Here is a 22,200-nt window from a genome sequence, read left to right on the forward strand (position 1 = left end):
GGAAGCACAGTAATGTGTGTAGGTGACTGGTACTAATAGGCCGAGGGCTTACTACGAAGGTGTTACGCGTCCACTGTGCGGTATCTGAAACAACACACAGATCACCGAGACAACAATCCTCGACTCCCGTTCTCGGGGGGTGTGCGGATTGTGGCTCTCTGTGTGACAGTTTCATAGAGTTACGGCGGTTATAGCGGTGGGGAAACGCCCGGTCCCATTCCGAACCCGGAAGCTAAGGCCACCTGCGCCGATGGTACTGCACTCGACAGGGTGTGGGAGAGTAGGACACCGCCGGAACATCATTGCGAAAGGCCCTCCAGCTTTGCTGGAGGGCCTTTTTGCGTTCCCGGGCGAAGAAGAAGAGAACAGTCAATATTTCAGAAACGCGGACGCGCTCGGCGTGCGTCGGTCACCATGATGCGACGTAGCTTCGGGAGGTCATCATGGATCGGCTGTTCGCTCACCAGCTTCTTCGTCGCGGCGCTGCCGCCCTCGTTCTGCCCGCCGCCCTGATCGGCTCGGTCGCCACCGCGGCTCCCGTGGTCGCCGCGCCTGCGCCCGATCCACTGGCGGGGATCGCCGAGGAAGTGTCCCACGGCGTCACCCACAGCCTGCTCGGTGCCGCGAATTCCGTTGCCGGCGTCGCGGGTATCGAGCTGCCCGACACCTACGGGCCGGAGACCGCGATCGTGGTGCTCGGCTACGGGCTGCGGCCCGACGGCAGCATGCGCGCCGAGCTCAGCAATCGGCTGCACGCCGCGCTGGTCCAGGCGTTCATGTCGCCGGCGTCGCCGGTGATCGTCACCGGCGGCAATCCACGCAACGGGGTGACCGAGGCGCAAGTGATGGCGGACTGGCTCAATGCCCGCGGGGTGGCACGGCAGCGGATCCACGCCGAGACCGAGGCGGGCTCGACGGTGCAGAACGCGGAGTTCTCGGCGCGGCTGATGGAGGCGCTCGGCGTGCACAAGGCCGTGCTCATCACCTCCGCCGATCACATGCGCCGGGCACTGGACAACTTCCTCGCCGCCGGTGTCCCGGTGGTGGCGACGATGACACCGGATGTCGCGCCACTGTGGGCCGAGCCGTACGGCACCGGGAGCTGACCGGCGGTAGCGCGCCGATGTCGGTGCGGAGGTCTACGATGCCTCTGGCGTACTTGGGTGCGAGGACGCCGGCGAGGAGACAGGGGTACAGGGATGGACAGGCCAGCATGGGCGCCGGAAGGCGTCGACATGCAGCAGCCGAGCCCGGCGCGGATGTATGACGCGCTGCTCGGCGGCTCACACAACTTCGCGGTCGACCGGATGGCCGCGGAGATGGGTACCGAGCTCGTCCCCGACCTGCCCCGGCTCGCGCTGAGCAACCGTGCTTTCCTGCGCCGGGCCGTGCGGTTCATGCTCGACGCGGGCATCCGGCAGTTCCTCGACATCGGTTCCGGTATCCCCACCGCGGGCAATGTGCACGAGGTCGTGCAGGAACTCGACCCGCAGGCCAGGGTGCTCTACGTCGATATCGATCCGGTCGCGGTCGTGCATTCGCGGACCATCCTGCGGGACCGGCCCAACGCGGGCGCGATCGAGGCCGATCTGCGCAAGTCCGGCGAGCTGATCGCCGCCGTGCGCGACACCGGGCTGATCGACTTCGACCAGCCGCTCGGCCTGCTGCTGGTCGCGGTGCTGCATCTGGTGCAGGACGTGGACGATCCGGCAGGCAAGGTGGCCGCGCTGCACGAGGCCGTCGCGCCGGGCAGTTTCATAGCCATTTCACATCTCACCTCCGAGCTGCGGCCCGAGGACGCCGGTAAGCTGGGGGAGCACTCGGCGAACGAGACCAAGGTCGGCATCCGGTTCCGGCCCAAGGCCGCGATCGCCGAGATGTTCCAGGGTTGGGACCTGGTCGAACCCGGCGTGGTCGAGCTGCCGTCGTGGCGGCCGGAGTCGGAGCGTGACCAGCACGAGAAGCCGGGCCGTTCGCTCGGCCTGTGTGGGGTCGCGCGCAAGGGCTGAACCGCCGAGGGGCGGCTGATGGACAGGGTGGATGAGTAGTGGGGTCGTGGGAGCTGGCGCGGCGATGGGCGGACGCGCTCGACGGCGTCGTCGCTCCCACGCTCAACCGCTCACAGATCGAGGACCTGCTCGCCACCCTGTGTACCGGCCTGCTCGAGGTCGCCCACGGCGGCGAGGACCCCGATATCGCGCGCAGGGCGGCCAGAATGCTGGTGGCCGCCAACTACCGGGATTCCTCGGCGGTGAGCCGCTCGGTGCGGGTGCTGTGCCGCGATCTGGTGGAGGCGGCCGCCGACGGACCCGACGATCCGGCCCTGCCACAGATCCGCGAGCGTGCGATCGAGCTGGCCGCCGACTTCGCCGCGGGGTTCACCGCCGCCCTGCGCACGACGGCGCTGGCCGAACAGGAGGCGACGCTGGCCGCGGTGCTCGCGGCGGCGCGGGAAGCCGAACATCGCCGGGCACTGTCGGAAGCGCGGTTCGAGGCCGTGTTCGACGGCGCGCTGGTGGGTATCGGCACCGTCGACATGACCGGTCACGTGGTGAACTGCAATGCCATCCTGGCCGAGATGCTCGGCCAGACCCCCGAGACGATGCCGGGCCGCACCGTCGCCGACATCCTCGGGCCGCAGAATCTCAACCAGGCGTTCGTGGAACTGCAGCGGATGGTCGCCGGTGAATCCGAGAGTTTCCGCACCGAGACCGAACATCGCCATCAGGACGGCCGGATCACCTATATCGACCTGTCGATGTCGGCGGTGCGCGACGAGGACAACGGGATCGAGTTCCTGATCGGCGTCGCGGTCGACGTCACCGAGCGCAAACAACTCGCCGACCGGCTCTGGCGCGACGCCAACTACGACGCGCTCACCGGCCTGCCCAACCGCCCGCACCTGTTCACCCGCCTCGCCGAGGTGACCCCGCCGATCGGCGTCTGCTATCTGGACCTGGACGGCTTCAAGGAGATCAACGATCTGTGGGGCCACGGGATCGGCGACCGGGTACTGCGGGTGGTCGCCGACCGGATGCGCGCCACGGTCGCGCCGCTGGCGGCGATGCCGGCGCGGATCGGCGGTGACGAGTTCCTGGTGCTGGTCGAGAACTGTTCGGGCGAGGAGCAATTGGCCGCACTCGCCGACGACCTGCTGGCGGCGCTGACCGCGCCGCGGGAGGTCGACGGCCACATGCTCTCGGTCGGGGTGAGCATCGGGGTGGCCTACTTCGACGAACTGCCCTATGCCGTGGACGAATTGGTGCACGCGGCCGATTCGGCGATGTATCGCAACAAGAACGACGCGCGTCGCGATCCGGCCCGCTGACCGCTCAGATCGGCTGACGTTCGCGCTGGGCCGCTCTGGCCAGCGACCGGTCGCGCTGCTCCTCGAAGCGTCCGACGTCCTCGCGCAGCCGGTCCAGGAACGCTGCCAGATCCTCACGGCACTGTTCTCCGCGCGGGCCGAAATCGGTGCGCTCGAAGATGTTCCACTTGCGCAGCACCGGCAGCAGGACCTCCTCCAGATGCTGACGTAGATCGTAGATGCCGTGCTTGGCCATCAGCACCCCGTTGCGCCGCCAGCCCGGCATCCCCGCCCCCGGCATCTGGAATCCCTGCACGATGGTGTTGATCGCCTCGACGGTCTGGTCGGGGGCGAGGTCGAGAGCGGCGGCGCAGAGGTTGCGGTAGAAGATCATGTGCAGGTTCTCGTCGGTGGCGATGCGCGCGAGCAGCCGGTCCGCGATCGGGTCGGCGCAGACCCGGCCGGTGTTGCGGTGGCTGACCCGGGTGGCCAGTTCCTGGAAGGTCACGTAGGCCACCGAGAACAGGATGCCGGCGCCGGAGGAGACCTGGATGTCGAAGCCGGGGCGTTTGGCGTCGACGACGGCCATCGCCGAATAGCCGTTGGTCATGTGGATCATCCGCGCCTGCTCCAGGGCGACCGGATCGACGCCGCGGGTCACCACCAGGTAGTCGCGGATCGCGATGCCGTGGCGGTTCTCCTCGGCGGTCCAGCGGCCGACCCAGGTGCCCCAGGCGCCGTCCTTGGAGAAGTTCTCGGCGATCTCGCGGTGATAGGACGGGAGATTGTCCTCGGTGAGCAGATTGGTGATCATCGCGGCCTTGGCGACCTCGCTGAGCGCGGATTGTCCTGGCTCCCAGTCGGTTCCACCCATGGCCGCGAAATTGCCGCCCTGATCCCACGGGACGTAATCGTGCGGATGCCAGTCCTTGGCCGTCGACAGATGACGGTCGACGTTGCGCGCGGCAACGCCTTCCAGCTCGATGAGAAGTTCCAGTTGGGTGAGATTCCTGGCCACGCTCGTGCCCTTTCCGTCAAGTGAAAAGCAGGAGTTGCGCTGGTCCGGTAGTGTTGCCCGTCGTCGCCGAGAGTAGACCCGGCGCATCGTGGCTGCGAACGACACGGTGCGGCAGCGACTGTTTCTGAATTTGGGCGCGTCGCGCCGCCTGCATATACGCTCCACCAGTTCAGCTCCATCAGCGGTTCCCGATCAGTCGTGGCATTAGCTAGAGAGAGTGAGCGAAAAACTATGACCGACATCGTGGTCACGAGCCTGGCGGCGACCACGTCGATCGCCGGCGACGTCGACTCGACCTGGAAGGGTCTGCTCAACGGCGAAAGCGGGATCGACGTCCTCGAGGATTCCTTCATCGACGATTTCGATCTCCCGGTGCGGATCGGCGGCCACCTGAAGGTGTCACCCGCGGCCGCGCTGACCCGCGAGGAGGCGCGCAGGCTGTCCTATGTCGAGCAGATGGCCGTCGTCCTCGGCCGGGAGGTGTGGCGCAACGCGGGCAGCCCCGAGGTGGACCGCGATCGGCTCGGCGTGTCGGTGGGCACCGGTCTCGGCGGCGCCGAATCACTGATCTATGCGCGCGACAAGCTCGGCAACGGCGGGTACCGCAAGGTCTCCCCGCACACCGTGCAGGCGATCATGCCCAATGGCCCGGCGGCCTGCGTCGGTCTCGAATTGAGCGCGCGGGCAGGGGTTTCCACGCCGGTGTCGGCCTGCTCATCCGGGTCGGAGGCGATCGCCAACGCGTGGCGGATGATCGTGATGGGCGATGCCGACATGGTGGTCACCGGCGGGGTCGAGGGCTCGATCCAGGCGGTGCCGATCGCGGCGTTCACCCAGATGCGGGCCATGAGCACCCGCAACCACGATCCCAAGGCGGCCTCGCGCCCGTTCGATCGCGATCGCGACGGCTTCGTCTTCGGCGAGGCGGGCGCGATGATGGTGATCGAGACCGAGGAGCACGCCAAGGCGCGCGGCGCCACCATCCACGCGCGGCTGCTCGGCGCGGGCGTCACCTCCGACGGATTCCATCTCGTCGCACCGGATCCCGAGGGCACCGGCGCCGCGCGGGCGATGACGCGCGCGTTGCAGACCGGGGGGATCGGCAAGGCCGATGTCACCCACATCAACGCCCACGCCACCGCCACGCCGATCGGTGACACCGCCGAGGCCAATGCCATCGGCAAGGCGATCGGCGCGCACGCCTCGGTGTACGCGCCCAAATCGGCGCTGGGCCATTCGATCGGCGCGGTCGGCGCGCTCGAAGCGGTGCTGACGGTGCTCAGTGTGCGCGACAGCATCATTCCGCCCACGCTCAATCTCGACAACCAGGATCCCGAGATCGATCTGGACGTGGTGTGCGGACAGGCCAGGGCGGGCCGGGTCGACTACGCGGTGAACAACTCGTTCGGATTCGGCGGGCACAACGTGGCGATCGCCTTCGGACGCTACTGACTAACTGCCACAAAAGGATAGGGAATGATCGGCGAGACATTCGACGACTATGTGGACGTGCGGGGAAATATCCGGATTCCCGGTGACCAGACCTTGATCGACTTCGTCGACAAGCACAGTGAGGCCAACGGCGACGATCTGGCCTACCGCTTCATCGACTATTCACGCGAACGGGAGGGGGAATACCAGGAACTGACCTGGCGTGAATTCGGGGTCCGGCTGCGGGCGGTGGCCGCGCGGCTGCAGCAGGTGACCGAGCCGGGTGACCGGGTCGCGGTGCTGGCGCCGCAGGGACTGGACTATGTCGTGGCGCTGTTCGCGGCGGTGTACGCGGGGAATGTGGCGGTGCCACTGTTCGATCCGGAGGAGCAGGGGCACAGCGACCGGCTGCACGCCGTCCTCGGCGACTGTGCGCCGGCCGCGGTGCTCACCGTCGGCAGCGCCGCGGCGGGGGTGCGCAAGTTCTTCCGTGAACTGCCGGCCGAGCAACGACCCAGGATCATCGCGGTCGAGGCGATTCCGGACAGTGTCGGAAAGACCTGGCGCAGGCCGGAGATCACCATCGACAGCGTTGCCTACCTGCAGTACACCTCGGGCTCGACCCGGGTGCCGGCCGGGGTGGAGATCACCCATCGCGCCGTGGGCACCAATCTGCTGCAGATGATCGATGCCATCGGGATCACCGAGAACGCGCGCGGGGTGACCTGGCTGCCGCTGTTCCACGACATGGGACTGCTCACGGTGATCCTGCCGACCATCGGCGGCAAGTTCATCACCATCATGTCGCCGAGCGCGTTCGTGCGCAGGCCCTCGCGCTGGATCAAGGAGCTGGCCGCGCACGGTGATGGTGCCGAGATCTACTCGGCGGCACCGAATTTCGCCTTCGAGCACGCCGCGGTGCGTGGACTGCCCAAGGACGACGAAACCCTCGATCTGTCGAATGTGATCGGGTTGATCAACGGCAGCGAGCCGGTGTCGGTGGCCTCGATGCGCAAGTTCAACGAGGTCTTCGCGCCGTACGGGTTGCCCAAGACCGCGATCAAGCCGTGCTACGGCATGGCCGAGGCGACGCTGTTCGTCTCGGCGACCCGGCGCGACGACGAGGCGCGGGTGGTCTACGTCGACCGGAGACAGCTGAACGAGGGCCGGATGATCGAGGTCGACGAGCACGCGCCGCAGGCCGTCGCCCAGGTGTCGTGCGGGTATGTGGCCCGTTCGCAGTGGGCTGTCATCGTCGACCCGGAGACCGGGATCGAGCGCCGCGACGGCGAGGTCGGCGAGATCTGGCTGCACGGCGACAATATGGGCATCGGCTACTGGGGCCGCGCCGAGGAGACCACGCAGACTTTCCACAACCGGGTGAGCAGGCGCAATCCGTCCGGCAGCCGGGCCGAGGGCGCTCCCGACGACGCGCGCTGGATGCGTACCGGCGATTTCGGCGCCTACCACGACGGCGAACTGTTCATCACCGGCCGGGTCAAGGACCTGGTGATCGTCGACGGGCGCAATCACTACCCGCAGGACCTCGAGTACTCCGCGCAGGAGGCCAGTTCCGCGCTGCGTCCCGGTTTCATCGCGGCGTTCTCGGTGCGGGCCGGGGAGCTGCCCGCGCAGGTGGCGGGCGGGACCGACGAGATGGCCGAGGCGCTGGTCGTGGTCGCCGAACGCGGCACGGGAGCGGCCAAACTCGAGCCGGGGCCGATCGTGGACACCGTGCGGGCGGCGATCGCGCGCAGGCACGGCGTGACGGTGCGGGACCTGCTGCTGGTGCCGGCGGGATCGATTCCGCGGACCTCGAGCGGCAAGATCGCGCGGCGGGCGTGTAAGGCGGCCTATGTGGACGGCACGCTGCGTGGGGGGTATCGCCAGGACGCCTATCCGGACGCGCCCGCGGACTGAGAGTGGTTCGGCCACCGGCTGTTCCGGTGGCCGGACTCAGTCGACGCAGACGACGCCGTCGCCAATCACGGAGGTGACCGGCGCGCCCGCATCGGGCAGTGGGAGCGTCGCGCCGGGTTGCCCGGTGTCGCCGGTCATCTCGTCGCCTGCCGGTCCGGGCAGCGGGTGCAGTCCGAAGGCGGCGCGGACTTCGCGTTTGATCGCGGCCGGGTCGACGATGTTCACGTCCTGGCCGTCGATCACGTCGTAGCGCAGCACGGGCAGGGTGCGGAATTCGATCGGCAGCGATCCGGCGGCGCCGAGGTCGCGGGCGAAGTCGAACAGATTCCAGCCCTCGGAGAGCACGATGTCGCGGTGCGCCGCGTCCATCAGCGCTGTCAGCTTGCTCAGGTCGGTGAGGGTGCCCGCCTCGCTCAGCGCGGTCGCGACCGAGGTCAGGAACGCCTGCTGGCGATGGGTGCGGTCGAGGTCGCCGTGCTGCAGGCCGTGTCGCTGGCGCACGAACGCGAGCGCTTGGGCGCCGTCGAGATGCTGTGGTCCGGCGGGGAAGACGGCGCCGGAGTAGGCGCCGTCGTCGACGGCGTTGTTGAGGCACACCTCGACGCCGCCGATCGCGGTCGCCAGATCGTAGAACCCGGCCAGCGAGATCTCGGCGAAGCGATCGATCGGTACGCCGACCAGATCACGCACCGTGGCGACGACGGACGCGCGACCCGCCTCCCGTCCGCGGCGTTCCAGCGCGACCGGATCGGTCTCGCCCTGCTCGATCAATGCCGCCTGTACCGCCGCCTTTTTCAGGCCGTACGCCTCTTTGATCTTGATCTGCTGGTAGCCGGGGATGCCGGTGACGCGCACGTAGTCGTCGCGGGGGATGGAGAAGGCGACGATCCGGCTCAGGTCGGCCGGAATGTGCAGCAGGATCAGTGAATTGGCGTTGTAGCCGCCTTCGGTGCCGTCACCGGCGTGCAGTGCGGCGAGGACCTCGGGCGGCAGGTCGTTACCGTCGAGGTCTTTGCGGGTGTCCAGGCCGATCAGCAGGATATTGACGGCGCCGCCACGGGAGCGCGGGGCGTCCTGGCCGATCGCGGTGGAATGGGTGAAACCGGACTCCACCTCGTTCTTGGCCGACCACGCCATCCCGGTCCCGGCCAGTACGGCCAGCGCGACGACGGCCGCGCACAGGCGCACCAGAATCAGGCAGGCGCGACGCAACCGGCCGAGACGGGGCGCGCGGGATGCGGCGGCGACCGGCCTGCCGACGCGGCGTGGTCCGCAGCGGGCGGGTTCCCGGCGGGTCAGTGGCGAGCCGTGGTCGCGGGTCACCGCAGCGCACTACCCGCCTGCCACTGCTTCCACGGGACTCCCCAGTCGCCGTTCTGCCACACCTCGAGCGGTGCGCCGCCGGTATTGCGGATCTCCACCACGTCACCGGGCCGGGAGAAGTTGTAGAACCACTGCGCGTTCTCGCCGCTGAGATTCAGGCAGCCGTGCGAGACATTGGTATTGCCCTGCGCCCAGACGGTGTCGTCGAGCTGGTGCAGGTAGATGCCGTCGGTGCTGATCCGGGTGGCCCAGCCGATGCTCTCCTTGTAGCCGAGGCGGGAGTTGACCGGCAGACCGTAGGTGGAGGAATCCATGATCACCGGATTGGCTTTGTCCATGACTGTGTAGATGCCGGGCTGGGTCCAGAAGGTGATGGTCGTGCCCGCGATCACCTCGCTGCCGCCCATGCCCATGGAGGTGGGCATGGTCCGGACGAGCGTGCCGTTGTCGTAGACGCGCACCTGCTTGTCGTTGTCGTCGACGATCGAGACGTGCGAGGGGCCGATGGTGAAGCTGGTGTGGGTGTCCTCCTGGCCGAAGAGCCCGCCGCCGAGGTCCTTGCCGTAGATGTCGGCGGCGAGGGTGACCTTCGTGCCCGGGGTGAAGTAGTTCTGTGGGCGCCAGTGCGCGTTGCGGTCGTCGAGCCAGTACCAGGATCCGGTGACCGGTGGTTCGGTGGTGACCGTGAGGGTTCGCTCGGCGATCGCCCGGTCGGGAACGTCCTCGTCGAAATGCGCGACGACCACGGTGCCGACCCCGTATTCGCCGGCCGGCGACAGCGCGGTTCCGCCGGTGGTGCGGAAGTACACCTTCGTCTGGTTGTTCGGGGCCAGCGTGGTGAACGAGGAGGTGACCGGGCCGACCCGGCCGGTGACGGTGAGCGCCTCGGCCTCGATCGTGTAGGTGTGGCCGTAGCCGAGCGGTTCGGCGGGTTTCCAGGCACTCTGGTCGGGGGTGAAGATGCCCTCGACGGTGCGGCCCAGCTCGTTGGTCATGGTGACCGAGGCCAGGGTGCCCGCGTTCGTGCTGACCTTGACCGGACCGAGCGGGTCGACCTCGGTGGCGCCGGCGGCGGGGGCGATGGAGATCGCCGGCTCGGGCGCGGACGGCTCGGTGCCGGGTGTGGTCGGGGAATCATCGCAGGCCGCGACGAACAGTACGAGCCCGGCGGCGAGCCCGGCCCCGAATTGTCGTCGGTCCATCCGGCCTCCTGCGTTCGCCCCGTTCTCCGCTGTGCAACCCTGACCAGCGTAGCCCGCTCGACGCCCGCGCCTCAGTCTTCGCTGCTGGTGCGTTCGCCGAGGAATCGCAGCAGGGCGGGGTCGGCGGAGGTGAAGCGGTCGACTTCCTGGCCGCCGGTGCATTCGAACAGGCCGATGGTCACCGTGTCGGCGCGGCGGGTCAGTACCCGCCAGATCGCGCCGGAATCGGCCCAGCGGCGCAGTGTTTCGACCCGGTCCACGTCCATGCTCTGCATGGTCGCACGCCGGGGGTCAGCGTTCGCGGTAGTTCGCCGCGACCAGGGCGAGGCAGCAGGCCGCGATCAGCGCGGTGATCACGAACATGGCCGGATAGCCGAAGCCGAAACCGCTGTGCAGCGCCGACAGCACGGCGGGCACACCGAAGCCGAGGTAGCTCACCGAATAGAACACCGCGTTGAGTCCGGCCAGATCGCCGGGGCCCGCGATGCGCTCGATCTGCTGCAGGCCCGCGACCAGGCCGATGCCGTAGCCGCTGCCCAGGACCACCGCGGTCAGCAGGGTCACCCAGATGTTCAGGCCGGCCGCGGTCCAGGCGGCCAGTCCCATCCCGGCGGTGAGCAGGATCAGCGCGACCACCGCGGCGCGGGCGGTGCCGGGGCGATCGATGCGGCGGGCCACCGACTGGATGGTGAAGCCGCAGCCCAGCGTGACCATGGTGACCAGCGCCGAGAAGGCGATGGGCGCCTGCTGGACGCGGGGCAGCATGAGGGTCGGCAGCACCGCGTAGGCGGTGGCGTTGGCGGTGAACAGCCACAGCGCGACCGGCACAGCGACCCGCAGGAAGCGGCGGTGTCCGGCGGCGGGGATCTTGAGGTCGTCACGGAGTTTGCCGGGTTGTGCCGGGCGAGTGACGGTCTCTGGTGCGCGGGCCAGCCAGAGCGAGGTCGCCACGCACAACGCCGCATTGACCAGGTAGGCGGTGGATTCGGGCAGCGGGCCCCACTGCGCGAGCGTGCCCGCCACCCCGGCGCCGAGCGCGAAACCGGCGGTCAGGCTCATCGCCGAGCGGCGCGCGCCCGCGCCGGTGGCCGCGGCGGCGTAGGGCGGTTGGGAGAGTTCCTTGAGCCAGCTGCCGCCGACCGCCATCGCCAGGCCGAGCGCGGCGCCGCACAGCATCCGGCCCGCCGCCAGCATCGGTACCGAGTCCGCGCCCACCGCGAGCAGCAGTGATCCGAGCGCGGCGATCAGCGGGGCGGGCAGCATGAGCGGGCGGCGCCCGAACCGGTCCGAGAGCGGGCCGCCGATCAGCATGGCGGGCACGATGCCCAGGACGTAGTAGAACAGCAGCAGGTCGACCGCGGTCAGCGGCAACCCGTTGGCCTTGTACATCACCAGCAGCGGCGTGAACTCGTTGCCGCCCCACGCGATCGCGACCATGGCGGCGGAAACGGCCAGCCAGGACCGTGCGCGGGTACCCGAGGCAGCCTGGGGCCGCTCGCTGGTGAGGATCGCCATCTCGGGCCCTTTCGTCGTGCGCGCACCGGGGAACGCGGACGGGGCGAAATGGTGGCAACCGGTCTCATTTTAGGCGCGGCCGATCGCTGTACTACCGTCGGCCTGTGCGTGAGCTGCGGATGGGTTGTGCCATGTGGACGCATCCGCAATGGCAGCAGCGGCTGCCCGCACCGGGGGAGCGACTGCGCGCCTACGCCGGGTACTGCGGCGCGGTCGAGGGCAACACCACGTTCTACGCGACGCCGTCGGCCGCGACCGTCGAGTCCTGGGCCCGCCAGACCGCGCCGGATTTCCGCTTCGTCCTCAAGCCGCCGCGCGCGATCACCCACGAGCGCCGCCTTGTCGACGTGGGCGCCGACCTGTCGGCCTTCCTGGCGGTGATGGCGCCGCTCGGGTCGCGGGTGCACGCGCTGTGGATTCAGCTGCCCGCCTCGTTCGGGCCGACCGAGCTGGGCGCGCTGGCCCGGTTCCAGCGGGAACTGCCTGCCGGTCTGCGTTGCGCGGTGGAGGTGCGGCATCCGGCGTTCTTCACCGACGAGCGGGCCGCGACGCAGCTCGAGCGGGTGCTCGGCCGGATCGGCGCGGAATGGGTGCCCTTCGACACGACGGTGCTCTTCGACGGGCCGCCCGGCGATCCATCGGAGTACGAAGCGCGCGCGAAGAAGCCGCGGGTGCCGCGGCGGACGCGGGCGCTCACCGAGTATCCGATCGTGCGGTATCACGGTCGCGCCGATGCCGACCGCACGGTGGCGGGGTGGGCGCCGTGGGTGGAGACGGTCGCGGAATGGCTGCGGGAGGGGCGTTCGCCGACGGTGTTCGTGCACACGCCCGACAACGCGTCGGCCCGCGATCTCGCCCGCCGGTTCCACGACGAGGTCGCGGCGGTGGTGGGGGAGCTGCCCGCGCAGCCGACGCCGGCGCCAACCGAGCCGATGACCCTGTTCTGAGGCGCGGACATCGTGAGGTGACCTGCGTCGATTCGCGGACATCTGTCGGACCCCCGTGGCATGCTGTGCGCCACTACTGGGGAGTGGGTGGGGCCGACTCGAGGGGACGAGCCATGTCTACGGATCCACTGTCGTTGTTCTCTGCGCCGCACTGCGAACCGCGGCTGGAGAATCAGGTCGCTGCCGCGCGGGTGGCCGCGGCGAATGTCTGTCCGGCACAGCGGGTTACCGGTTCCATGCGGGCCTCGGCGCCGCGCGGTATCAGCCTGGCTGTGCGCAAGGCTTGTCGGCAGGCGCGGCCGCCGGAAATCGAGTTCGCCACGGGGGCAGAGCAATTCGCCGATCAGGTGGTGCGGTTGCTGCTCGAGGTCGTCGACCGGCGGCGCACCGCGGTCCAGCTGAGCTCGGTGGTCGATGAGCGGGTGCTGTCGGCGGTGCAGACGATGATCGGCCAGGATCTCGCGCCGGGGCGCGCGCTCGGGGTGGCCACAGTGACCAAGGTGCGGCTGACCTCGAGGTCGGCGACCGGTGCGGAGGTGTTCGCCTCCTACCAGCGCGGTCCGCGCACGTTCGCCTTGGCGGGCAGGATCGAATCCGGTACGCGGAGTTGGCGTCTGGTCGCGGTGCGGCTGTACTGAGGCCGGAGACCGGTCCCCACCTGCCCGAACGGTGGGGACCGGTGCCGCGCCGGACCTGGGGGAGGATGGGGTGTTACCCCAGCGCGGCGGTGGTGCGGTGGCACGCCGTTGCCGTGGCCGGTCTCGGGCAGCGTGCCACCAGTTATTCGGTGCGCGGCCGGTTCCGGCTTGGTTGCGCGCCACCGCTTTCCGGCGTGTCGCCGTCGGGACCGTCGGGGAGCCTGCGCGCGCCCTTGGCCACCTCGACGATGAGATCGTCGTAGCCACAGGCGAGTTCGTGCAGCCGCAGCTGGGCGGCGCGCAGTTCGGGCTCGGCGCCGCAGGCCAGCGCCCGGTAGGTGAGGGCGGCGAAGTGCGCCATCCGGTCGACGACCGCGCCGATGCTCTCGGTGTGCATCGGGGCCGTCAGCGCGGGCCGCGGCGAGCGCAGCACCACCCAGCGGTCGATCTCGCACACCAGACGTGCACGCGCACCGTCGATCTCGCTGGTGTCGCCGGGCACGAGCTGTTCGCGGCGTTCGTGCAGCGCGGCGAGTTCGTGGGCGGCGTGCAGCAGGGGATCGCCGTCACCGCAGACGCCGCAGACCGCCTGCATCATCTGCGCGCGGGCGGGTAGGGCCCGGCGGGGCCGGTTCGACGCGCCGTCGGTCTCCACTGCTCGCCGCACCCGCTCTCTGTTCGCCCACGTGTCGAAGGGCATTCGTCTCGGCGCGGATTCCGGATAGGTCGGCGCCGGGCACACGAAAACCGGCCGCGAACAGCGGTGCTGTTCGCGGCCGGTCGGGATCATCCGGTGCCGGAGGCCTTTTACAGGCTGCGGGAGATGATCTCCTTCATGATCTCGTTGGTGCCCGCGTAGATCAGCTGGACGCGGTTGTCGACCCACATGCGCGCGATCGGGTACTCGTTCATGTAGCCGTAGCCGCCGAACAGCTGCAGGCAGGTGTCGGCGATCTGCATCGCCTTGTCGGTGGTCCACCACTTCGCCATGGCGACGGTCGGGATGTCGAGTTCGCCGCGCAGGTGCTTCTCGATGCAGTCGTCGATGAACACGCGCGCGATGCGCGCCTCGGTGGCGACCTCGGCCAGCTTGAACTTGGTGTTCTGGAAGCTGAACACGGTGCGGCCGAACGCCTCGCGCTCCTTGGTGTAGCGCAGGGTGTGCTCGAGGGCGACCTCCATGCCCGCGACCGCGCCGTGCGCGACGATCAGGCGCTCCTGCGGCAGCTGCTGCATGAGCTGGACGAAGCCCTGGCCCTCCTGGGTGCCGAGCAGGTTGGTCACCGGGACGCGCACGTCCTCGAAGAACAGCTCGGAGGTGTCCTGGCCCTTCTGGCCGATCTTGTCGAGCACGCGGCCGCGGCGGAAACCGGCGCGATCGGCCTCGACCAGCACCAGCGAGACACCGGCGGCGCCCTGGCTGGGGTCGGTCTTGGCGACCAGGATGATCAGGTCGGCCTGGGCGCCGTTGGTGATGAAGGTCTTGGAGCCGTTGATGACGTACTCGTCACCGTCGCGGATCGCCTTGGCCTTGACCGCCTGCAGGTCCGAGCCGGTGCCGGGCTCGGTCATCGCGATGGCGCCGACGACCTCACCGCTGGCCATCTTGGGCAGCCACTGCTGCTTCTGCTCCTCGGTGCCGTAGGCGAGCAGGTAGTGCGCCACGATGCCGTTGTGCAGGCTGACGCCCCACGAGGTGTCGACCACGCGGGCCTGCTCCTCCATGAGCACAGCCTCGTGGGCGAAGGTGCCGCCACCGCCGCCGTACTCCTCCGGGATCGACAGGCACAGCAGGCCCACTTCACCGGCCTTGTTCCACAGGTCGCGGTCCACGTGGTGCTGCTCGCGGTACTTGTCGATGTTCGGCGCGAGTTCCTTGGCCAGGAAGGCGCGGGCGAGGTCGCGCAGGGCGTCCAGGTCCTCGTTCATCCAGCTGGACCGATTGGCGGCCATCGAGTCTCCTTACGGCTCGGCACAGCACCGGCCCAGGCGTGACCGGTGGTTACGGATACAGTGTGCACCAGTATTGGCGATGTGACAATAATATCCCGGAAATGGCCCCTCACCAGCGGATCATCGGTAACGGCGACAGCGGATGGATGACCGCGCGGCGCAGTGTCAGCGCCACGAGCCGGAGATGAAAGCCGCTGTCGGGATACCGGCGTACGACCCCGGCGTAGGCCCCGCACGACAGCCCGAACCGGCGCGCGCCGCACGCGACATCGATCAGGTCCGCGCGCCGGAACAGCTCCACCGGATCGGCAGGCCTGCCCGCCGGGCGGACCCGGTGATGGCCGCGGATCATCGCACACACCAGTTCGGAGAGATCCTCGCGGTGGTGGGTGATCAGCCAGTCGTTGGCCAGCGCGCAGGAGGGCTCGAGATAGTCGAAGGTGCCCGCGGCCCAGATGCCCAGGTCGTGGAAGGTCGCCGCGGTGCGGAACTCCTCGCGCGCACTCGGCGGCGGCCCGTCCGCGCCGGTGCGGGCGAACAGCAGATCGGCGAAGCACAGCACCCGAAGCACATGGTTCTGATAGGCCTTGCGGTCGGCGCTCAGGCGCGCGACCCACGGCTCGAGCCGCTCGGCGATCGCGCGATCCAGCTCGATGTATTCGGTCAATTCGCCACCCTAGGAATCGATCTCGCGGGCGGGACCGAACCCCTCCGGCGCCCCCCGTTTGCTCAACCCTAGGACGCGGCCGGTCGGGTCGCGCGGTGAACGGTTCCGGTTCGCCGCGAACGACGTTCGGCAACAGTCGGGCACCGAACCGCCGGAAACTCCCGCCTCGGCGGTGGACGGCGATTATCTTCGCTGATCGGGAAATCGGGCGTCTCGGTTGCGCGTGTCGCGCGCGGCGCGCCGTGTCTGGGGAGCGGTGTCCTAGCATCGGTTTCGCGCTCGAGGGTGAATGGACTAAGAATGGCGTGTGCCGTTCACACGTGTGGTCACCTGCCTGCCTTCGCGATGCCGGGGCGGTGGTGTGGCATGACCATCGAGACTCCGCTCGAGGACGACGTCACCCAGCTCGCCCAGCGAGTCGAACGAGCGCGCGGGCGCCTCGCCTACCAATTCGATCCCGCCCTCACCGACGCGCTGTCGGAAGACGAGCTGCACGCCGAACGGGAACTGGCCGAACGCATTCGTGAACAGGATCGCGAACAGCGCTGGAAGCACACCCAGGCGATGGCGCTGGCCTCCGACCGCGCCCGCCAGACCACCGAAGCAATCGAGAAGGCCGACATGCGAGATCTGCTGCTCGCCAGAAAGGCGATGGCCTCCCAGCGGCGCGAATCGAGCCCGCACGCGAAGCTGGCTTCGCTGTACCGGCATCGGTCGTGGTCGCTCAAAGCGCTGGCCGGCGTCGTCGGTGCCGGCATGCTGTGGTCGGCGGTGAACGTCCAGCAGAACATCGCCCCCGGCGGGCCGAGCGATCCGCTGTTCTGGTTCAGCTATCTGCTCGAGGCGATGATCAGCGTGTGCCTGATCATCATCATGGTCGGCACCAACAAGGTCGCCGAGTGGGGTGTCATCGACAACCGCCGTCAGGTCGCGCTCGCCGAGCTCGCGCTGCTCGGGCTCACGGTCACCCTCAACACCTATCCCTATGTGCGCGACGGACGCTGGTACGACGCCGCGGTGCACGCGGTGGCGCCGGTGATGATCGGTGTCGCGCTGCTCATCCACGACGCGGTCAGCGCGCGGTACGGCCTGGCCATCACGCGCGCGACCAGCCAGGTGCGCGACCTGCCCGACCCCGCCGAGAACCTGCTCAGCAGGCAGCCGGTGGACAGCGTGCGCCTGACCTACCAGCCCCCGATGACCGGCGCGGCCCGCGCCGAAGCGGCCGCCGAGGCCGCCGCCGCCACCGTTCCGGTCACCCGCGAACCCGCCTGGACGCCCAGCGAGCCGGTGGCCAACGGCAACGGCCGCCCGGCCGAGAAGCGCAAGCGTTTCGGCATCGGCAAGCCCTCCTCCTCGGACAAGGCCACCAAGAAGACCGCCGCGGCGCCCGCACCGGCCGCCGCCCCCGAACCGGCACCGGAGCCGGCCAAGCCCGCCGAGCCGGCCAAGGTCGCCGACGCGGTGCCGGCGACCCGCAAGAGCACCATCTCCGATATCGAAGCCCGGGTCGAGAAGGCGTTCGCCGAAGCCAACTTCGGCTACGAGGCCGTCGAGCCGGTCAATGTCTACGACACCGGCCAGTTCCGCATCGCCGAGAGCCTGGAACAGGAACTCAACGCCATGCGCGAGGCCCGTCGGCAGGCCCGCAAGGAACGCGCCAGCTCCTGACACGCTGGGCAGAATCCGGCGGCACACCCTCTGGTGTGCCGCCGGATTCGTTTCTCAGCCGAAGATGCTGCCGCCGGTGCCCGCCTGCTGGCCGCCGCCGGTGCCGCCGATCAGGCCACCCGGGGGCAGCTCGGAGGGCTGGACGATGACGAAGCCGCGCCCGGCGAAGGACAGGGTGCTGGCCTCGCCGGTGCTGCGGCCCATCAGCCGGCCCAGGCCGAAGGAGTCGTTGCGCTTGATGCCGGTCTGCAGGCTCGACGACCACGCGACGGCGGCATTGGGGTCGGCGTAGGTGGCCTGGTCGACGGTGAGCACGACCGGGCTGCCGTGGGTGGTGATGGCGATGCGGCCGCGGCCGGTGAACACGCAGTTGAACAGGCCGGCATTGGAGGCGTAACCCGCGGCGCCCTGGACGCGGCCGATGTCGTAGTGCAGGGTCTGGTCGAAGGCGAGCACATTGGCGCCGTTGATGGTGAGGCCGTCGCTGCCGTCGAGGTCGATCAGGTGCACGTCGGCGGCGCTGTTGGCCAGGAACAGATCGCCGCGCCCGCTGACCTTCATCAGTGGCACGCCCTCACCGGTCAGGTGCTGGCGGATGGCCCGGCCGATCCCGCCGGAGCCGAGCGCCTGGAACTGCAGCTCACCCTGGTAGGCCACCATCGACCCGGCGCGGGCCATCACCTCACCGTTGAGGCCGACCTTGACCATCTTGCCGCCCTGTTTCTGGATACCGAGGCCGTTGACCTCGGCATGCGAGGGATCGAACAGGTCGCTGTGCACGGGCGGGGCTCCTTGCTGAGAGGCGAACGACGGTTGACCGGTCGGCTGCTGACCGAATCCGGGCGGTGCGCTGGGGTAGGGGGCCGGGGCGCCACCGGGTGACGGGGCGGAGTTGCCGGGTGCGCCCGGGTATGGCTGCGCGGGCTGTCCGGGAGTGAGCCCACCGGCACCGGGCGCGTACTGCGCAGGCGGCGGGGTGCCGGGGCCAGACGGTAGGTACTGCTGCGCAGGGGGCGGACTGCCGGGGCCGGGCGGTGCGTATTGCCCAGGCGGCGGGCTGCCCGCGGGTGGGTAGGCGACGGTGGGTGCGGCGGCTGGGCGGGCAGCGGCTGGGGGAGCGGCCGGGGCCGGCTCGTCATCGAGGTTCACCCCGAACGCCGAGGCGATCCCCGCGAGCCCGTCGTCGTAGCCCTGCCCGATGGCCCTGATCTTCCAGCCGCCACCGCGCCGGTAGATCTCCACGCACACCACACCGCTCTCGGTGGTGAGCCCCGCGATCGGGAATGTCAGTGTGTCCGAACCGGATCCGATGGTCGCGGTCAGCTGCCCGACACCGGCGAAGGTGGCTGGCCCGCGACCGTCGAGGCTGGCGGTGACCACCACGCGGTCGATATCGGCGGGCAGTGCCGAGGTCTGCACCTGCACCACATCGGGTCCGCCGTTGCCGTGCCGATAGGTCACCCCGGGTCCGGCCGGTTGATTGAAGAACACGAAATCCGCGTCCGACCGCACCACCCCGGCGGTGTTCAGCAGCAACGCCGACACATCGACCGACGCCGAACTGGCCACGGTCACGGTCAGCTGGTCACCGGGCGCAGGCCGGTTCTCCCCACGCGCCAGCGCGGTCACGCCCGATCACCCCACATCGGGACGATTTGTCCGATTCGGAAGTTTTCCACGACCTCGATAGTGCCGTGTCCGCGCCCGGCTCGCCAGCGTGGGCCGGTCAGCCGGGCCGGCCGGGGAAATTGGTTACCGCTGCGAAGGTCCTACCTGGCGGATTAGGCTGCGGCCATGAGCTCTGCGGTCCACGGATTCACCGATGATGCACTGGGAACAGGGGATGCCGTCGGGGTGGCCGAAGCCTTGCGGTCGGGCGCGGTGAGCCGGGCCGAGGTACTCGAGGCGGCGATCGCGCGGACCGAGCGGGTGGATCCGAGCCTGGACGCGGTGCAGGTGCGGTGCTTCGAGCGGGCGGCCGCGGCACCGGAGACAGCGGGGGTGTTCGCGGGGGTGCCCGCGTTCGTCAAGGACAACACCGATATCGCGGGGCTGCCCAGCTGTCACGGGTCGGCGGCGTTCACGCCGCATCCGGCGACCGCGACCAGTGGTCCGGGTGCGCAGTTCCTGCATTCGGGTGTGGTGGTGCTCGGCAAGTCGACTCTGCCGGAGTTCGGGCTCACCGCGAGCACCGAGTTCACCGATCGCGCGCCCACCCGCAACCCGTGGAATCCGGAGTACTCGGCCGGTGCGTCCTCGGGTGGTTCGGCGGCGCTGGTCGCGGCGGGTGTGGTGCCGATCGCGCACGCCAACGACGGAGGCGGCTCGATTCGCATCCCGGCCGCGGCCAACGGCCTGGTCGGGCTGAAGGTCACCCGTAACCGTCTGCTGGATCAGCCCGGCGTGCGCAGTCTGCCGGTGCAGCTGGTCACCGAGGGCGTAGTCACCCGGTCGGTGCGCGATACCGCGCACTATCTGGCCGCCGTCGAGCAGTACGCGCCGAATCCGAAGCTGGCCCCGGTGGGCCTGGTCGAGGGGCCGAGCGCGCGGCGGTTGCGGATCGGGCTGATCACCGCCGATGTGCTGGGCCGTCCGGTCCATCCCGACAACGCGGCCGTGCTGGCCTCGGCGGTCACCGTGCTGACCGGTCTCGGTCACGAGATCGTGGAGATGCGCCTGGATGTGGAACCGCGCTTCGTGGAGGACTTCAAGCAGTACTGGGCGGTGATGGCGGCGGCGATGACGTTGTCGTTCCGGCTGGGGCATCGCGGCTACTTCGATCCGCGCAAACTCGATCCGTTCACAACTGGGCTGATCGGGCTGGCCAAGCGTAATCCGTTCGGCGCGGCCGCGGCGGCCTGGCGGCTGCGTTCCGGGACGGCCACCTATGACCGGCATTTCGCCGGGATCGATGTGCTGCTGAGCCCGGTGCTGTCGCATCCGGCGCCCCGGATCGGCGAGCTGGCGCCGGGTCAGCCGTTCGACGAGTTGTTCACCAAACTGGTCGACTATGTCGGCTTCACGCCGCTGAACAATGTCGGCGGCGGTCCTGGCATCTCGGTGCCGCACGGCCTGCTGCCGGCCGGCCTGCCCGGGTCGATCCAGCTCGCCGCGGCGCGTGGCGACGAGCGGACCCTGCTCGACCTGGCCTATCAGCTGGAGGCGACGAGCCCGTTCCCGCGCATCGTCGACCGTTCCGCCGCGGCGGGCGCCGCCTGATCAGCCCTGTCGCACCGCGACATTGATCGGGCGCAGGCGTCCGGGGCTGGCGGTGCCTGCTTCGAACGCCCAGTGCTCGCCGGACCAGCCGGGGAAGTCCAGCCGCCAGCGCTCGACCAGCCGCGCGTCCTCGAGCGAGCTGACGATGCCGGCCGAACCGGTGTACTGCAGGCGCTCGTATTTGTGGCGGGTGATGGTGTCGACCGTGCTGACAACAGTGGCAAGCGAGGACATGGATTCTCCGGGTTAGAAACGAACGGTGTGACGAGTGCGCTCCGGCGAACCGGGAGCCGCGGTGGCGCGTCACCGCTCGTCGCCGAGTATGCCGCGCACCGTGTGCGCACGGTGGCCGTTTTGAAAATCCTGTTATTCGGATCAACAGGCATTCGTCATCAGATCGTCAAGATCACCAAAAGGGTTACCAGCTCGGGCGAACTCGACCTGGTGTGACGACTCGCGCCAGCGCTTGGCGAACCTGTCCGAGTGCGGCCGGGCCGAGGGTCTCGCCCCAGCGCTGGGTGAACTCCGCCAGCGCGGCGTCGGCGGCCCGGGTGCATGCCCAGCCGCGCTCGGTGAGGGTGATCAGCCGGGCGCGCGCGTCGGCGGGATGTGGCTTGCGGTCGGCGTAGCCCTTGGTGACCAGGTCCTCGACCAGCTGACTCGCCGCCTGCTTGGTGACACCGAGATGCTCGGCGATCTCGCCGACGGTTGCGCCGTCGGGTGCCATCCGCGCGAAGGCGAATCCGTGCGCGGGGCGGATATCGGTGAAGCCCGCCGCGATGACGCCGGCCTGTACCGCATGGTTCACCTCGGCCGCGGCGGCGAGTAGCAGCAGCGGGAGGTCGCCGGTGGGCGGCGGATTCGTCGGCACGACAGTCATTGTGGCACTTGACACGATAGACAACTTGCTTGACTATATAGACAAGAAGATTGACTAATTGGAGGTATTCATGCCGGTCGTCCGTGCTGCCGACGCGCAGGTGCGCGAGATCCACAACGCCCGCTTCACCGCGCTGATCCGGCCCGGCACCGGCAGTGCCGAGCTCTGCGTCTGGCAGACCGAGGTCGCGCCGCGCTCGACCGGCGTGCCGCATCGCATCCTGGGGGAGGAGGCCTTCGTCCTGCTGTCTGGCGAGGTCGAGCTGACCGTCGACGGGGAATCCGCGACCCTGCGGCCCGGCGATGCCGCGGTCGCGCCCGCCGGCTCGACCATCGCGCTCGCCAATGTTGCCGAGGTGGCCGCGGTGCTGCTCGTGACCGTGCGAGTCGGCTTCGCGGCCGAACTGCCCGATGGGTCTACCTTCGCCCCGCCCTGGGCATCCTGAGCCGTCACCACCGCTGTTTTGGGCCTTGAACTTGAAAGTTCGGTGACCCGAACAATATAATTCT

21 protein-coding genes and 1 rRNA gene are annotated in these 22,200 nt (G+C 69.3%); 11 read left to right on the forward strand and 11 right to left on the reverse strand.

What is annotated here, in order from left to right:
• Nucleotides 1-180: 180 nt before the first annotated feature.
• The 4 genes from rrf to ACFXK0_RS14785 all read left to right on the forward strand — a co-directional run bounded on the left by rrf (nucleotide 181) and on the right by ACFXK0_RS14785 (nucleotide 3,328).
• A 5S ribosomal RNA gene (rrf, locus tag ACFXK0_RS14770) occupies nucleotides 181-297 on the forward strand.
• A 146-nt stretch (nucleotides 298-443) separates the two neighbouring features.
• A complete protein-coding gene (locus ACFXK0_RS14775; RefSeq protein WP_379410713.1) occupies nucleotides 444-1,106 on the forward strand; it encodes a YdcF family protein in 663 nt (220 codons plus the stop codon).
• Nucleotides 1,107-1,199: 93 nt separating this feature from the next.
• Entirely contained in the window at nucleotides 1,200-2,009 is an 810-nt protein-coding gene (locus ACFXK0_RS14780; protein ID WP_379410714.1) for an SAM-dependent methyltransferase, read from the forward strand.
• 38 nt (nucleotides 2,010-2,047) lie between these two features.
• Entirely contained in the window at nucleotides 2,048-3,328 is a 1,281-nt protein-coding gene (locus ACFXK0_RS14785) for a diguanylate cyclase domain-containing protein (protein ID WP_379410715.1), read from the forward strand.
• Nucleotides 3,329-3,332: 4 nt separating this feature from the next.
• Here the strand turns inward: ACFXK0_RS14785 and ACFXK0_RS14790 are convergent, their stop codons facing one another.
• Nucleotides 3,333-4,325: an acyl-ACP desaturase gene (locus tag ACFXK0_RS14790; protein WP_379410716.1), complete on the reverse strand. Its 993-nt coding sequence runs from the start codon at nucleotides 4,323-4,325 to the stop codon at nucleotides 3,333-3,335.
• A gap of 198 nt (nucleotides 4,326-4,523) precedes the next feature.
• Here ACFXK0_RS14790 and ACFXK0_RS14795 point away from each other — a divergent pair, with 198 nt between their 5' ends.
• Both ACFXK0_RS14795 and fadD32 read left to right on the forward strand, forming a co-directional pair.
• On the forward strand, nucleotides 4,524-5,777 hold the full coding sequence (locus ACFXK0_RS14795) for a KasA/KasB family beta-ketoacyl-ACP synthase (protein WP_379410718.1): 1,254 nt from the start codon (nucleotides 4,524-4,526) through the stop codon (nucleotides 5,775-5,777).
• 27 nt (nucleotides 5,778-5,804) lie between these two features.
• Entirely contained in the window at nucleotides 5,805-7,676 is a 1,872-nt protein-coding gene (gene fadD32, locus ACFXK0_RS14800; RefSeq protein WP_379410963.1) for a long-chain-fatty-acid--AMP ligase FadD32, read from the forward strand.
• Nucleotides 7,677-7,712: 36 nt separating this feature from the next.
• Here the strand turns inward: fadD32 and ACFXK0_RS14805 are convergent, their stop codons facing one another.
• The 4 genes from ACFXK0_RS14805 to ACFXK0_RS14820 all read right to left on the reverse strand — a co-directional run bounded on the left by ACFXK0_RS14805 (nucleotide 7,713) and on the right by ACFXK0_RS14820 (nucleotide 11,716).
• Entirely contained in the window at nucleotides 7,713-8,999 is a 1,287-nt protein-coding gene (locus ACFXK0_RS14805; RefSeq protein WP_379410719.1) for an LCP family protein, read from the reverse strand.
• Nucleotides 8,996-10,201: an Ig-like domain-containing protein gene (locus ACFXK0_RS14810; RefSeq protein WP_379410721.1), complete on the reverse strand. Its 1,206-nt coding sequence runs from the start codon at nucleotides 10,199-10,201 to the stop codon at nucleotides 8,996-8,998. The genes ACFXK0_RS14805 and ACFXK0_RS14810 overlap by 4 nt, the downstream gene beginning before the upstream one ends.
• A gap of 71 nt (nucleotides 10,202-10,272) precedes the next feature.
• A complete protein-coding gene (locus ACFXK0_RS14815; RefSeq protein WP_379410722.1) occupies nucleotides 10,273-10,467 on the reverse strand; it encodes a hypothetical protein in 195 nt (64 codons plus the stop codon).
• Between the two features lie 25 nt (nucleotides 10,468-10,492).
• Nucleotides 10,493-11,716: an MFS transporter gene (locus tag ACFXK0_RS14820; RefSeq protein WP_379410723.1), complete on the reverse strand. Its 1,224-nt coding sequence runs from the start codon at nucleotides 11,714-11,716 to the stop codon at nucleotides 10,493-10,495.
• A 104-nt stretch (nucleotides 11,717-11,820) separates the two neighbouring features.
• Between ACFXK0_RS14820 and ACFXK0_RS14825 the strand changes: the two genes are divergently transcribed.
• Together ACFXK0_RS14825 and ACFXK0_RS14830 are read left to right on the forward strand one after the other, a co-directional pair.
• Complete coding sequence (locus ACFXK0_RS14825) at nucleotides 11,821-12,663, forward strand: DUF72 domain-containing protein (protein WP_379410725.1); 843 nt, start codon at nucleotides 11,821-11,823, stop codon at nucleotides 12,661-12,663.
• Between the two features lie 113 nt (nucleotides 12,664-12,776).
• Nucleotides 12,777-13,301: an Rv3235 family protein gene (locus ACFXK0_RS14830; protein ID WP_379410726.1), complete on the forward strand. Its 525-nt coding sequence runs from the start codon at nucleotides 12,777-12,779 to the stop codon at nucleotides 13,299-13,301.
• A gap of 142 nt (nucleotides 13,302-13,443) precedes the next feature.
• On the opposite strand, the gene ACFXK0_RS14835 is transcribed toward ACFXK0_RS14830, so the two are convergent.
• From ACFXK0_RS14835 to ACFXK0_RS14845, 3 genes are all read right to left on the reverse strand, one after another.
• The gene (locus ACFXK0_RS14835) at nucleotides 13,444-13,968 is read right to left on the reverse strand and encodes a DUF4254 domain-containing protein (RefSeq protein WP_379410727.1); all 525 of its coding nucleotides are present in this window, start codon (nucleotides 13,966-13,968) and stop codon (nucleotides 13,444-13,446) included.
• A 140-nt stretch (nucleotides 13,969-14,108) separates the two neighbouring features.
• The gene (locus tag ACFXK0_RS14840) at nucleotides 14,109-15,254 is read right to left on the reverse strand and encodes an acyl-CoA dehydrogenase family protein (protein ID WP_379410729.1); all 1,146 of its coding nucleotides are present in this window, start codon (nucleotides 15,252-15,254) and stop codon (nucleotides 14,109-14,111) included.
• A 109-nt stretch (nucleotides 15,255-15,363) separates the two neighbouring features.
• Nucleotides 15,364-15,921, reverse strand: a complete 558-nt coding sequence (locus ACFXK0_RS14845; RefSeq protein WP_379410730.1) for a hypothetical protein — start codon at nucleotides 15,919-15,921, stop codon at nucleotides 15,364-15,366.
• Nucleotides 15,922-16,287: 366 nt separating this feature from the next.
• On the opposite strand from ACFXK0_RS14845, the gene ACFXK0_RS14850 reads away from it, so the two are divergent.
• On the forward strand, nucleotides 16,288-17,592 hold the full coding sequence (locus ACFXK0_RS14850; RefSeq protein ID WP_379410732.1) for a hypothetical protein: 1,305 nt from the start codon (nucleotides 16,288-16,290) through the stop codon (nucleotides 17,590-17,592).
• A gap of 54 nt (nucleotides 17,593-17,646) precedes the next feature.
• Here the strand turns inward: ACFXK0_RS14850 and ACFXK0_RS14855 are convergent, their stop codons facing one another.
• Nucleotides 17,647-19,221, reverse strand: coding sequence for an AIM24 family protein (locus tag ACFXK0_RS14855; RefSeq protein WP_379410733.1), 1,575 nt, complete (start codon nucleotides 19,219-19,221; stop codon nucleotides 17,647-17,649).
• Nucleotides 19,222-19,386: 165 nt separating this feature from the next.
• On the opposite strand from ACFXK0_RS14855, the gene ACFXK0_RS14860 reads away from it, so the two are divergent.
• Nucleotides 19,387-20,811, forward strand: coding sequence for an amidase (locus ACFXK0_RS14860; protein ID WP_379410734.1), 1,425 nt, complete (start codon nucleotides 19,387-19,389; stop codon nucleotides 20,809-20,811).
• Here ACFXK0_RS14860 and ACFXK0_RS14865 read toward each other — a convergent pair whose 3' ends face one another.
• Nucleotides 20,812-21,045: a hypothetical protein gene (locus ACFXK0_RS14865; protein WP_379410736.1), complete on the reverse strand. Its 234-nt coding sequence runs from the start codon at nucleotides 21,043-21,045 to the stop codon at nucleotides 20,812-20,814.
• 184 nt (nucleotides 21,046-21,229) lie between these two features.
• Nucleotides 21,230-21,691 carry a MarR family winged helix-turn-helix transcriptional regulator gene (locus tag ACFXK0_RS14870; protein WP_379410737.1) on the reverse strand — a complete coding sequence of 154 codons (462 nt, stop codon included), beginning with the start codon at nucleotides 21,689-21,691 and terminating at the stop codon, nucleotides 21,230-21,232.
• 70 nt (nucleotides 21,692-21,761) lie between these two features.
• Here ACFXK0_RS14870 and ACFXK0_RS14875 point away from each other — a divergent pair, with 70 nt between their 5' ends.
• Nucleotides 21,762-22,136, forward strand: a complete 375-nt coding sequence (locus ACFXK0_RS14875) for a cupin domain-containing protein (RefSeq protein ID WP_379410738.1) — start codon at nucleotides 21,762-21,764, stop codon at nucleotides 22,134-22,136.
• Nucleotides 22,137-22,200 lie beyond the last annotated feature (64 nt).

Source organism: Nocardia sp. NPDC059177 (assembly GCF_042755165.1).
GTDB lineage: Bacteria > Actinomycetota > Actinomycetes > Mycobacteriales > Mycobacteriaceae > Nocardia.

Bases quoted from the DNA above. Each gene is read 5' to 3' on its own strand.
- ACFXK0_RS14775 (WP_379410713.1), top strand. From the start codon at position 444: ATGGATCGGCTGTTCGCTCACCAGCTTCTTCGTCGCGGCGCTGCCGCC.
- ACFXK0_RS14780 (WP_379410714.1), top strand. From the start codon at position 1,200: ATGGACAGGCCAGCATGGGCGCCGGAAGGCGTCGACATGCAGCAGCCG.
- ACFXK0_RS14810 (WP_379410721.1), bottom strand. From the start codon at position 10,201: ATGGACCGACGACAATTCGGGGCCGGGCTCGCCGCCGGGCTCGTACTG.
- ACFXK0_RS14815 (WP_379410722.1), bottom strand. From the start codon at position 10,467: ATGGACGTGGACCGGGTCGAAACACTGCGCCGCTGGGCCGATTCCGGC.
- ACFXK0_RS14820 (WP_379410723.1), bottom strand. From the start codon at position 11,716: ATGGCGATCCTCACCAGCGAGCGGCCCCAGGCTGCCTCGGGTACCCGC.
- ACFXK0_RS14830 (WP_379410726.1), top strand. From the start codon at position 12,777: ATGTCTACGGATCCACTGTCGTTGTTCTCTGCGCCGCACTGCGAACCG.
- ACFXK0_RS14840 (WP_379410729.1), bottom strand. From the start codon at position 15,254: ATGGCCGCCAATCGGTCCAGCTGGATGAACGAGGACCTGGACGCCCTG.
- ACFXK0_RS14850 (WP_379410732.1), top strand. From the start codon at position 16,288: ATGACCATCGAGACTCCGCTCGAGGACGACGTCACCCAGCTCGCCCAG.
- ACFXK0_RS14860 (WP_379410734.1), top strand. From the start codon at position 19,387: ATGAGCTCTGCGGTCCACGGATTCACCGATGATGCACTGGGAACAGGG.
- ACFXK0_RS14865 (WP_379410736.1), bottom strand. From the start codon at position 21,045: ATGTCCTCGCTTGCCACTGTTGTCAGCACGGTCGACACCATCACCCGC.
- ACFXK0_RS14870 (WP_379410737.1), bottom strand. From the start codon at position 21,691: ATGACTGTCGTGCCGACGAATCCGCCGCCCACCGGCGACCTCCCGCTG.
- ACFXK0_RS14875 (WP_379410738.1), top strand. From the start codon at position 21,762: ATGCCGGTCGTCCGTGCTGCCGACGCGCAGGTGCGCGAGATCCACAAC.